Below are 11,224 nucleotides of genomic sequence, written 5' to 3'. Positions count from 1 at the left end.
CTGGCGGCCTAAGGACGGAGGCCCCGGTCTCCAAGATTTCTGCCGCACGCCCAATTTCGGAAGTTTTATCGAGCTGTGCTACCACCTTTGCGTTTTATGCCGCCGCGGATCCCGACTATTGGTCGGCAATTAAAAGCTGAGGGCGCTTGGCGCCTTCGGGCAGAGCGCCGAGGGCGTCCGCAAGGGCGCCCTCTCCATCTTTGTCTATGACGATGTGGTCCACCGCATCGAGTGGGGCGAAGCAGTAGGTGCCGCGCGCATTGAGTTTGCTGGCGTCCATGAGGGCGACGCTGCGCGAGGCGACCCCCGTGGCCGCCGTCTTGATCTCTGCCATTTGCGGAAAGTCCGTCATGAACCCGCGGTTGGCCACGAACGCCCCTGGGCAGATGATGGAAAGATCGGCGTGCAGCGTGCCGAGGGCGGCCATGGTGAGTGGCCCGAAAAGGTAACGGTGCCCTTGGCGCAGCTCTCCGCCGAGCATGATGACCGTGACGCCGGGCAGGCTCTCGTCGATGAAGTCGGCGATGGTGATGTCCGCGGTTATGACCGTGACGCCGCTGCGGATGTCGAGCATGCGGACGAACTCGAGCGCGGTGGTTCCGGAGTCGACGAACACCGTGTCGCCGTCGTGCACCAGCCCTATTGCGGTGCGGGCGATGGCCTGCTTCGCCTCGACGTTGACGTTGATCCGCTGGTCCTGCACGGAAACGGTCAGCCTCTTGTGAAGCGAGACGGCGCCGCCGTGGGTTCGGCGCAGCTTGCCCGCGCTGGCCAGGGCGTCGAGATCCGCGCGCGCGGTGACCGATGAGACGCCGAAGGTCTCGGCGATATCGGCGACCTGCACCGACGAGGTCCGCTCGAGCATGTCCATGATGGCGGCGCGCCGTTCCTCGGCGAAGGTGCGTGAGGCTGTGGCGGACATAGGCGCCCCCTTAGGGAATCGTGTACGAATTGTGCAGATTCCATTTTCTTATATTTTCTTTTAAAGAAGCAAAAGAAGTTTCCATCTCTTTCGTTTTGTCATGAACGCAAGTGGGGGAAGGGGTGCGGAGGCAATCTCACATCTCGCCATCAGGGACCGCGTGTTGTGTTTTCTTGCCAATACCCATCAACATCCCGTGCGGACAGAGCGATGCAGCGGGCACGTGCACGGTGCAGTTTCGTACAATAGGGGCATCAAGTACGTCGGCGATGGGGCCGGCGAATTGCCAAGCGGCGCGGGGGCCATCCCGCCCGTGGAGAAGGGAGCGATCGCTCATGCTCGTAACCACCAAGGAGATGCTGCTCGACGCGCAGAAGAACCACTACGCCGTCGGCGCCTTCAACGTCGAGAACCTCGAGTTCGTCATGGCCGTCCTGGCCGCCGCCGAGGAGACGAAGTCCCCCGTCATCATGCAGACCACGTCCGGCACCATCAAGAAGACCGGCCTCGATTACTTCTACGGCATGGTCAAGGCCGCCGCTGAGCGCGCCTCCGTGCCCGTGGCCCTGCACCTCGACCACGGCGATGGCTACGATCGCTGCATGAAGGCTCTCCGCACCGGCTACACCTCCGTCATGATCGACGGCTCCCACGAGTCCTTCGAGGACAACATCGCCCTCACCAAGCTCGTTGCCGACGCCGGTGCCGCCATGGGCGTTCCGGTCGAGGCCGAGCTCGGCAAGGTCGGCGGCAAGGAGGACGACGTCGAGGTCGAGGGCGAGTCCCCCTACACCGACCCGGTCGAGGCCAAGGAGTTCGTCGAGCGCACCGGCTGCACCTCCCTCGCCATCGGCGTGGGCACCGCGCACGGCGTCTACACCGAGGAGCCCCACATCGACCAGGACGTCGTCAAGGCCATCCGCGCCGCCGTCGACGTGCCGCTGGTCCTTCATGGCACCTCCGGCGTGCCGGACGAGCAGGTCGCCGAGGCCGTCAAGAACGGCATCTGCAAGGTGAACTACGCCACCGAGCTGCGCCAGGCCTACACCAAGGGCTACATGGCCTACATGGCTGAGAATCCCAACAACTTCGATCCCAAGAACCCGGGCAAGGCCGGTGCCGAGGAGATCACCAAGATCGTCAAGATCCGCATGGAGAACCTCGGTTCCGTGGGCCGCGCCTAATCAAACACGCGCATTCCGCGAATCAAATCGACATCCGCAGAGGGAGGGCGGCTTTCGGGCCGCCCTCTTTTGTCACGATTCGAGGTGTCTTTCACGGGTTGAAAGCCGGCTACCCCAGCAGCTTGCGGGCCTCCTGTACGGCGCCGTAGAGGTTGGCGTCGTTTCCGAGCGTCGTGCGGGTGACGCGGGGGAGGGGCATGGCGTCGAGCGGGCCCGTATACGCCCTACGCTGCTCGACGAGCGCTTCCTCGATCGCCTCGATGAGAACGTCGTGGCAGCTGATGCCGCCGGCGATGGCGAACACATCGGGGTCGAGGACGCATTGCATGTAGGTGAGCGCTCCGCCGTGGTAGATGGTGCCGTCGGGGTCGTCCTCGAAGATGAGGCCCGGAGCGCTCACGCCTACTGCCGCGAATGCTCCGGCATGCGTCTGCGCGATGTCGCAGATTGCCCGGACGACCTCCTCGCTTGAGGAAAACGCGGTCGGCGTGTCTCCCCGGTCGATCATGTTGAAGTCATCGTCGACGAGTGCCCATTTCACGCTGGTCCCACCGATGTCCACGCCAAGATATGCACCCATTGCCGTACCCCCTTCAGATATGACGATATCCGAAATGTACACCAAAAGAGCCTCGATAACCGAGGCCCTTTTGGCGAGTCGCTGTATTGGTGGTGTTCTTAGGCTGTGTACTGCTGCATGGGTGCCATGTTGAGCGCAAGGAGCAAGTTGCGAAACGACTGTTCAAGATTCGCGGTCTGGTCGCTCGAGCGCTTGAGGGCGGTGGGACCGAGGAGGCCCTTTCTCTGTGTCGGGGGGAAGGAGAAAAGACTTGCACATGTGTGCTGCGACCGGTGCGTCCGGGCCAGCTTGACATCGTTGGAAGAATGCATGCTCGGACCTCCTCGTCATCCACCAAATACAGCACGCGGGGCATCGCTGCATCGCCCCGGGTGCTGTCCTCATTATTGCCAGCAAGCTTCTCCTTGTTGCCATAAGAAAGACTTACGAGTCTTTGCCAGATTGATGAATGGCCAGTTCAGAAGTGAAAAATGAAATATAACGCGCTGCATGGCGACTGGCCAACCTTACGCACGCCTTAAGAAATCGACCGTTCGCCATGGCGCTTCTGTGGCGGGTCTGTTGGGGAAGTGTGAAGGGGCGTTTGTCGATACATCTCCGCGGGCAGAGTCATGCTCACAAAGGGGGTCGACTTCATTTTAAGCATCGTGTGGAGTGCGCCATACGGCTGGCAAACCACGTATACTGTTTCGAAGCAAAGCGGCGTGATTACACATGGCCGCAGCGCAGGACGATTCCTGCGGCTCCCGCACCCTTACGCCTCCAAGAAAGGGGCCGACATGCAGACGATGTACCAAAAGATGAGCGATGCCGAACTGGCCGATGCCCTTGTGGATCTCAAGGCCCAGGTCGCCGAGGTCAAGGCACGCGGGCTTAAGCTCGACATGGCGCGCGGCAAACCGTCGCCCGCGCAGGTGGACATCTCCCGTCCCATGCTCGACCTTTTGAGCTCCTCTGCCGATCTCACCGACGAGGGCGTCGACTGCTCCAATTACGGCTGTTTCGAGGGCATCCCGTCTGCGCGCAAGCTCGCCGGCGAGTTTTTGGGCGTTCCCGCCGAGCAGACCATCGTCCTCGGCTCCTCCAGCCTCAACATCATGCAGGACGTCATCGTCCATTATTGGGAGAAGGGCGTGCCCGGTCACACCCCGTGGCACAAGCTCGAGGGCGTGAAGTGGCTGTGCCCCGCGCCTGGTTACGACCGTCACTTCGGCCTCACCGAGGACCTCGGCATCGAGAACATCCCGGTCCGTATGACCGAGACTGGCCCCGACATGGACGAGGTCGAGCGCCTCGTCGCTTCGGATCCCTCCATCAAGGGCATGTTCTGCGTCCCCAAGTATTCCAACCCCACAGGTGTGACCTACTCCGATGAGACGGTCCGCCGTCTCGCCACCATGGAGTGTGCCGCCCCCGACTTCCGCATCGTGTGGGACGACGCCTACGCCGTGCATGATTTTGCCGAGGAGCCCGAGAAGCTCGCGAACATCTTCGACTTCGCGCGCGAGGCGGGCAACGAGGATCGCATTCTCGCCGTCGCATCCACGTCCAAGATCACGTTCCCCGGCGCGGGCATCGCGTTCTTCGGCTCCTCGCCCTCGAACGTCGCGGAGGTCGCCAGCACCCTCAAGGTCGGCCTGATCTCCGCCAACAAGCTCAACCAGCTCATGCACGTGCGCTTTTTGCCCACGCTCGACGCCGTGCGCGAGCACATGGCCAAGCACGCGGAGTTCCTGCGTCCGCGCTTTGAGTGCGTTGAGCGCAAGCTCGAGGAGGGGCTAGCGGGTACTGGTTGCGCCACGTGGACTCACCCCAACGGCGGGTACTTCGTGAGCTTCGACGGCCCCGAGGGCTCCGCCAAGCGCGTGGGTGCCCTTTGTAAGGAGCTGGGCGTCACCATGACGCCGGCGGGCGCCACCTGGCCCTATGGCAAGGATCCGCTCGACACGAACATCCGCATTGCGCCGAGCTATCCGAGTGTCGATGAGCTCTCCGCCGCGCTTGACGTGTTGGTACTCGCGGTCAAGCTGGTGAGTGCCGAGTTGGCGAGCGAGGAGCGCGCCTAGATGAGCGAGTCCTTTGACGAGTTTTTCGATGACGAGCAGGAGCTGATGGATGCAGGGGAGACGCTCGAGGGGGCGAACGCTGCATCTGCCGGAGAGCCTGCTGAAGAGTCTGGCCGGGATGGCGGGTCCGAGCAGGCCTCCGAGCCCGAGCATGAGCCGAGAACGGAAGCCGGCTCCAATCGCAAGGCCGCTTCGGCATCTGCTGCCCCCGCCCGACAGGCTCCTCCGTTTTGGATGGTCTTGGCCATTGCGGGCATCTCGCTTGTCTTGGGCGTGGTGATTGGCTATCTGATCGGCACCTCGGCGACCATAGCGGAGCTGAGCGCGAATACCGGGCAGTCCGTGAGTGCTTCCGATGACGCGAGCGATGAGGCGTCGCTGTCGATGCCCGAGGGGCATCCCGAAGTCGACGTCGACGAGAAGGGTAACGCCACGGTTGTCGACGGTTCGAGCGCGACAGGCGAGCCGGACACCCTCTCTCGCGCCAACACGTACTTCGACATGGGCATGGCCGCTATGGAAGATGCCCAGGACGAAGCTGCGCAGCAGCAGGCGGCGGATCTGTTCGCCCAGGCAGTTGAGCTCTACGATGAGTACCTCGAGACGACTGACTCTCCGTCCGCCGAGGTCGATCGCGCGATCTGCGTGTTCTACACGGGCGACCACGATGCCGCCATCGCGGATTTGGAGGACCTGGTGGAGCGTGACGCCTCCTTCGCTCCGGCATGGGCGAACCTCGGCATGTTCTACGAATCGCACGGGGATACCGCCAAGGCCAAGAAAGCGTATCGTTCCGCAATCGACGCTGCGGCGCAGGATGATACGTATGGCGTCAAGGATTATGCCCAGCAGCGCCTCGACGCGTTGAACGAATAGCGGCGGTGCCCTGGTTCCGCGCGCGATGAAAGGTGATATATGGAACTCACGATTACCACCAACCCGAGCCCTGAGCGCTATGTGGTCTCCGTGGCAGGCGAGATAGACATTTCGAATGCCGACAAGCTCCGCAATGCCATCGACCTGGCTCTGGAGCAGCCTGCCGAGCGCGTCGAGCTCGATTTCTCCCAGGTCGCGTACATTGATTCGACCGGCATCGGCGTGCTGGTGGGTGCTGCCCACCATGCGTCCGAGCGCGGCCGGGCCTTTGCCATCACGGGAGCCCAGCCCAATGTCGTGCGCGTTGTGCAGTTGCTCGGCGTAGACAAGGACATCGACATCAGCGCTGTGTAAGCGATTGAACGGACCTTGCGTTCTGCAAGGTCCGTTCATCGTGCGGGGGTATACTTAAAAAATTGCCGACACTCGCCGGCGCGGTTTGGCGCGTCGGCCATTCGACTGCCCTGGGAGGTATCCCGTGTTAGGAATCGGCTCAACCGAGTTCGTGATCATTCTGGTCTTCGGCTTTTTGCTGTTTGGACCCGATAAATTGCCGCAGATGGGTCACACCATCGGCCGTGCGTTGCGTCAGTTCCGCGAAACGCAGGAGAAGCTGACCGCCGTCGTGCAGACCGAGGTGGTCGACCCCATGGCCGCCGCGGCTAAAAAACCGATGACGTCCGATGCCGCAGCCTCCTCGCATGACGACGAAGACGCCGATGCGCCCGCCTCCGCCACCGAGCCCGCACGCAAGGAGACTTTCGCCGAGCGTCGCGCTCGTTTGGCTGCGGAGCGCGCGGAGCAGGAGGCTGCCAAGGCGGCAGCCGAAGAGAGCACCGACGCAACTTCTGGCGATACCGCTTCTACTTCTGCCTCCGTCGAGGAGCCCCAGGTCGAGACCAAGGAGGAGACGGTCGAGGAGTCCGCGCCGTTGACTACCGAGGACCTCTACGCCCGCCGTCCCCGCAAGCGCAAGGCTGCCGAGGCGACTGAGGCGGCGGACGATTCCGCCACATCCGCCGACGCTTCGAAGGGAGGCGAGCAGTAATGCCCATCGGACCCGCGCGCATGCCGCTCATGGATCATCTTGGTGAGCTTCGCCGTCGTCTCACCATCGTTGTGGCGTCGGTTGTCGCCGCCACGATATTTATGTACTTCGCCGCACCCACACTCGTGGATATCCTCAAGGATCCCATTAACGGGTCCCTGCAGCCCGGCGAGCAGCTCTCCGTCATGACGTCGCTCGGTGGCTTCTCCATCAAGTTCAACATTGCCATCAAGGTCGCGCTCGCCATGTGCACGCCCATGATCGTCTGGCAGATCCTTGCGTTCTTCCTTCCGGCCCTGCGCCCCAACGAGCGCAAGTGGGTCGTGCCTACCGTGCTCGTGGCAACGGCCCTGTTCTTTGCCGGCGTGGTGTTCTGCTACCTCTTCATCGCCCCGGCTGCCTTTGAATGGCTGCTCCAGGAGACGCGCTCGATCGGCGCCGCCATGCCGCAGCTTGAGGATTTCATCAACACCGAGCTGCTGCTCATGATCGGCTTCGGCGTATCGTTCGAGCTTCCGCTCATTGTGTTCTACCTCGCGGTATTCCATATCGTGCCGTACGCCAGCTTCCGTGGGGCCTGGCGCTATGTCTATGTGATCATGCTCGTTGTCTCGGCGTCCATCACGCCCGACGCATCGCCTGTGACGCTCATCTTCATGTACGCGGTCATGCTGTCGCTCTACGAGATCGCGCTGCTCGTGACCCGTTTTGTTGTGGTCGCGCGCGATGGCAAGGCGGGCCTTACCGAGAGCCGCCTGGGCCTGTTTGGCGACGATGAGGACGACGAGGAGTAGCGCACGCGCGCCCATGGAACATGCATGAGATCGGCATCGTCAACGGCATACTCAAGACAGTGATCGACACGGCGCGCGAGGCAGGTGCTTCGCGCGTCGTGTCCGTTAAACTGCGCATCGGTGACATGTGCGAGGTCGTTCCCGAGTCGCTCGATTTTGTCTGGGAGGTCTTTCGGGAGGATGATCCGCTCACAGGTGAATCTGAGCTCGAGGTGGAGGATGTCCATCCCCGCAGCCAATGCCTTGCCTGCGGGGAGGAGTTTGATCACGACCGGTTCCACCTGCGCTGCCCTGCATGTGGGAGCCCGCAGACGCGCCTGTTGCAGGGACGGGAGCTCGACATCGTATCAATGGAAGTCGAAACCGACGACGATTTCCAATTGGGGACGTAGCCGTTTTGGAAATCGTTTGGGAAAAACGGGATAGAGCCGGGGCGAAAACAGGGAAGAGGACTTCATGGCGGAGAAAACGATCGATATTGCACAGCCGGTGCTTTCGCGCAACGAGCGCATCGCTGATCGCTTGAGAACGCGTTTCTCGGAGTCGGGGGTGTTTGTGGTGAACGTCCTTTCGAGCCCCGGATCTGGCAAGACCACGACCATCTTGGCCTCAAATGAGCGACTGCGCGCTGCGGGTCTTACCTGTGCCGTTATCGAGGGCGACATTGCGTCCGACGTAGATGCCTTAGCATGCAAAGATGCCGGCATGCCGGCCATCCAGATCAACACCGGCGGTCTTTGCCACCTTGAGGGCAACATGATCGAGCAGGCGGTCGACGCGTTCGATACAAGCGTGGGCCTGCAGGATATCGACGTGATCTTTATCGAGAACGTAGGCAATCTGGTATGTCCCGTCGACTTTGACCTAGGTGAAAACCTGTCGGTTATGATCCTCTCGGTTCCCGAAGGCGATGATAAGCCGCTCAAGTACCCGGGCATTTTCCAGCATGCTGGAGCCCTGCTGCTCAACAAGGTCGATGTGGCAGCTGCCTTCGACTTCGATCTTGCCGAATACAATCACGTTCTCGATGATTTGAACCCCACCGCCCCCCGTTTTGAGGTGAGCGCTCGACATGGACAGGGCATGGACGCCTGGTGTGACTGGCTGCTTGGACAGATCGAAGCGCCGCGCGTCTGAGTGCGTCAGCTGGGACTTTCGGAATCGCCCGTGACCGTCTGCAAGCGGCCCCGCTTGTCCTTACCGGCCCGCGTTCTTCTGCGCGCCCGCCCGCAGCTGCCCGCGCTGAAGAGCCTTCAACGTGAGCTTTTCGCGCTGCGGTCAGAACTCGTGTACACTGACCCCACACCATATATAGATACTGCCGGACGCCCTTCGGGCATGCCGGTTCGCGCACACCAAAAAGGAGCCCGACGTGAAACTCGTCGTTGCAGAGAAGAACATCGCCGCGCAAAAGATCGCGCAGCTGCTGTCCGATGCCGGCGCACCAAAGGCCGATAAGGTCTACAACACGCAGGTCTACCGCTTCAAGGTCGACGGTGAGGACTGGGTTTCGATGGGTCTGGCGGGACATATCTTGGCGCCCGATTTCCCCGAGGAGATCCTCTTCGACAAGCAGATGGGCTGGTACGGCGTCTCGCCCGATGGCGAGATCCTGCCGGCGGAGGTGCCCGACGGCCTGGCCCGCCCGCCCTACGATACCAAGCGCAAGCCTTTCCTACCCAACGGCATCTCCATCAAGGGCTGGAAGGTCGAGAGCCTTCCGTACCTCACGTGGGCGCCCATTGTGAAGCTTCCCGCGGAAAAGGAGATCATCCGCGTTCTCAAGAACCTCGCCAAGAAAGCCGACGAGGTCATCATCGCCACGGACTTCGACCGCGAGGGAGAGCTCATCGGCTCCGACGCCCTCAACATGGTGCGCGAGGTCGCACCCGAGCTGCCCGCCCGCCGCGCGCGCTATTCGGCGCTCATCAAGGGCGAGGTGACCGAGGCCTTCGCGAACCTCGTCGAGCTCGACCAGGACCTCGCTGACGCCGGCGAGTCGCGCCAGTATATCGATCTCATTTGGGGTGCGGTGCTCACGCGCTACCTCACGCTCGCCAAGTTCGGCGGCTTTGGCAACGTGCGCTCCGCCGGTCGTGTGCAAACTCCCACGCTTGCCCTGGTAGTCGAGCGCGAGCGCGAGCGCATGGCGTTCGTTCCCGAGGACTATTGGCAGATTCGCGGTGCGGCAGAGGCCCACGGGCAAGAGTTCAAGATCGCCCACACCACGGCACGCTTTACGGACAAAGCGGCGGCTGAGGCTGCGTTCGCACACGTCGACGGCGCTACGACGGGTACTGTCGTCGCCATGGCCAAGCGCAGCCGCAAGCAGCAGCCTCCGGTGCCGTTCAACACCACGGCGTTGCAGGCCGCGGCAGCGGCGGAGGGCATCAGCCCCGCCCGTACCATGCGCATCGCCGAGTCCCTCTACATGAGTGGCTTCATCTCCTACCCCCGCGTGGACAACACGGTGTATCCCAAGACGCTCGACATCGAGGGGATCGTGAAGGGCCTCGCGTCCGGCACGCCGGCACTCGCGCCTGTGTGCAAGAAGGTTCTCGCCGGGCCTCTCACGCCTACGCGCGGCAAAGTCGAGACTACCGACCACCCGCCGATCCACCCCACGGGCCAGGGCGATCCCACCACGCTCGACGGCGGTAAGCTCAAGCTCTACAACCTCATCGCCCGGCGCTTCCTAGCGACCCTCATGGGCCCTGCGACCATCGAGAACACCAAGCTGTCCATTGATGTCGCAGGCGAGCCCTTCGCCGCGAGCGGTGACGTGCTCGTCAAGGCGGGCTTCCGCGAGGCCTACCCCTACGGACTCAAGCGCGACGAGCAGCTCCCCGTGCTAGCCGAGGGCGACGTCATCGACGTGCGCGACATCAAGCTCGAGGCCAAGCAGACCGAGCCGCCCGCGCGCTACAGCCAAGGCAAGCTCGTCCAGGAGATGGAGAAGCGCGGACTCGGTACCAAGTCCACGCGCGCGAGCATCATCGAGCGCCTGTATACCGTGCGCTATCTCAAGAACGACCCCATCGAGCCCAGCCAGCTCGGCATCGCCATCATCGACGCGCTCTCCGAGTTCGCCCCGCGCGTGACCACGCCGGACATGACCGCGGAGCTCGACGCCGACATGACCAAGGTCGCCGAGGGTAAGGACACCCAGGACCACGTGGTGGACCACTCCCGCGCCCTGCTCGCCGGCATGCTGGATGCGCTCATCGAGCACAAGGACGACCTGGGCGAGGCCATCTCCGACGCCGTCACCGCCGACGCCCGCGTGGGCGCCTGCCCCAAGTGCGGCAAGGACCTGGTCATGAAGACGAGCGCCAAGACCCGCGGCAGCTTCATCGGCTGCATGGGTTGGCCAGACTGCGACGTGACCTACCCGGTGCCCTCCGGTGTGAAGGTGAGCCCGCTCGAGGGCGAGGCCGCCGTGTGCCCCGAGTGCGGCGCGCCGCGCATCAAGTGCCAACCCTTCCGCCAGAAGGCCTACGAGCAGTGCGTGAACCCCAAGTGCCCCACCAACTTCGAGCCCGATCTCAAGGTGGGGGAGTGCTCGGTGTGCGCTGAGGCCGGCCGCCACGGCGACCTGATCGCCCACAAGAGCGAGAAGAGCGGCAAGCGCTTCATCCGCTGCGAGAACTACGACGAGTGCGGCGTGAGCTACCCGCTGCCGGCTCGCGGCAAGCTCTCGGCCACCGGCGAGGTCTGCGAGCATTGCGGCGCACCCGTGGTGGTGGTCGGGACC

11 protein-coding genes are annotated in these 11,224 nt (G+C 62.9%); 9 read left to right on the top strand and 2 right to left on the bottom strand.

What is annotated here, in order from left to right:
* Positions 1–115: 115 nt before the first annotated feature.
* Complete coding sequence (locus tag ACT8II_RS08885; protein WP_118652585.1) at positions 116–922, bottom strand: DeoR/GlpR family DNA-binding transcription regulator; 807 nt, start codon at positions 920–922, stop codon at positions 116–118.
* Between the two features lie 335 nt (positions 923–1,257).
* Here ACT8II_RS08885 and ACT8II_RS08880 point away from each other — a divergent pair, with 335 nt between their 5' ends.
* Positions 1,258–2,106: a class II fructose-bisphosphate aldolase gene (locus ACT8II_RS08880; protein WP_294122037.1), complete on the top strand. Its 849-nt coding sequence runs from the start codon at positions 1,258–1,260 to the stop codon at positions 2,104–2,106.
* A gap of 109 nt (positions 2,107–2,215) precedes the next feature.
* Here ACT8II_RS08880 and ACT8II_RS08875 read toward each other — a convergent pair whose 3' ends face one another.
* Positions 2,216–2,686 carry an ROK family protein gene (locus ACT8II_RS08875; RefSeq protein ID WP_443813864.1) on the bottom strand — a complete coding sequence of 157 codons (471 nt, stop codon included), beginning with the start codon at positions 2,684–2,686 and terminating at the stop codon, positions 2,216–2,218.
* A 779-nt stretch (positions 2,687–3,465) separates the two neighbouring features.
* Here ACT8II_RS08875 and ACT8II_RS08870 point away from each other — a divergent pair.
* The 8 genes from ACT8II_RS08870 to ACT8II_RS08835 all read left to right on the top strand — a co-directional run.
* Positions 3,466–4,752 (top strand): aminotransferase class I/II-fold pyridoxal phosphate-dependent enzyme, encoded by a 1,287-nt coding sequence (locus ACT8II_RS08870; RefSeq protein ID WP_118652593.1) that lies wholly within the window; start codon positions 3,466–3,468, stop codon positions 4,750–4,752.
* Complete coding sequence (locus ACT8II_RS08865; RefSeq protein ID WP_443813862.1) at positions 4,753–5,628, top strand: tetratricopeptide repeat protein; 876 nt, start codon at positions 4,753–4,755, stop codon at positions 5,626–5,628.
* Between the two features lie 39 nt (positions 5,629–5,667).
* Positions 5,668–5,982 (top strand): STAS domain-containing protein, encoded by a 315-nt coding sequence (locus ACT8II_RS08860; RefSeq protein ID WP_443813860.1) that lies wholly within the window; start codon positions 5,668–5,670, stop codon positions 5,980–5,982.
* Positions 5,983–6,106: 124 nt separating this feature from the next.
* Positions 6,107–6,676, top strand: coding sequence for a Sec-independent protein translocase subunit TatA/TatB (locus tag ACT8II_RS08855; protein WP_443813858.1), 570 nt, complete (start codon positions 6,107–6,109; stop codon positions 6,674–6,676).
* The gene (gene tatC / locus ACT8II_RS08850; protein ID WP_443813856.1) at positions 6,676–7,470 is read left to right on the top strand and encodes a twin-arginine translocase subunit TatC; all 795 of its coding nucleotides are present in this window, start codon (positions 6,676–6,678) and stop codon (positions 7,468–7,470) included. Before ACT8II_RS08855 ends, tatC begins: the two co-directional genes overlap by 1 nt.
* A gap of 20 nt (positions 7,471–7,490) precedes the next feature.
* On the top strand, positions 7,491–7,862 hold the full coding sequence (locus tag ACT8II_RS08845) for a hydrogenase maturation nickel metallochaperone HypA/HybF (RefSeq protein ID WP_443813855.1): 372 nt from the start codon (positions 7,491–7,493) through the stop codon (positions 7,860–7,862).
* Positions 7,863–7,926: 64 nt separating this feature from the next.
* Complete coding sequence (hypB, locus tag ACT8II_RS08840; protein WP_443813853.1) at positions 7,927–8,607, top strand: hydrogenase nickel incorporation protein HypB; 681 nt, start codon at positions 7,927–7,929, stop codon at positions 8,605–8,607.
* 235 nt (positions 8,608–8,842) lie between these two features.
* A partial coding sequence (locus ACT8II_RS08835) for a DNA topoisomerase I (protein WP_443813851.1) occupies positions 8,843–11,224 on the top strand: 2,382 nt, incomplete at its 3' end.

Source organism: Collinsella sp. (genome assembly GCF_052346665.1).
Taxonomy (GTDB): domain Bacteria; phylum Actinomycetota; class Coriobacteriia; order Coriobacteriales; family Coriobacteriaceae; genus Collinsella.
This window is presented reverse-complemented; position numbering and strand designations above follow the sequence as displayed.

Coding starts and splice junctions, on each gene's coding strand:
- ACT8II_RS08885 (WP_118652585.1), bottom strand. CDS start 922: ATGTCCGCCACAGCCTCACGCACCTTCGCCGAGGAACGGCGCGCCGCC.
- ACT8II_RS08880 (WP_294122037.1), top strand. CDS start 1,258: ATGCTCGTAACCACCAAGGAGATGCTGCTCGACGCGCAGAAGAACCAC.
- ACT8II_RS08875 (WP_443813864.1), bottom strand. CDS start 2,686: ATGGGTGCATATCTTGGCGTGGACATCGGTGGGACCAGCGTGAAATGG.
- ACT8II_RS08870 (WP_118652593.1), top strand. CDS start 3,466: ATGCAGACGATGTACCAAAAGATGAGCGATGCCGAACTGGCCGATGCC.
- ACT8II_RS08865 (WP_443813862.1), top strand. CDS start 4,753: ATGAGCGAGTCCTTTGACGAGTTTTTCGATGACGAGCAGGAGCTGATG.
- ACT8II_RS08860 (WP_443813860.1), top strand. CDS start 5,668: ATGGAACTCACGATTACCACCAACCCGAGCCCTGAGCGCTATGTGGTC.
- tatC (WP_443813856.1), top strand. CDS start 6,676: ATGCCCATCGGACCCGCGCGCATGCCGCTCATGGATCATCTTGGTGAG.
- ACT8II_RS08845 (WP_443813855.1), top strand. CDS start 7,491: ATGCATGAGATCGGCATCGTCAACGGCATACTCAAGACAGTGATCGAC.
- hypB (WP_443813853.1), top strand. CDS start 7,927: ATGGCGGAGAAAACGATCGATATTGCACAGCCGGTGCTTTCGCGCAAC.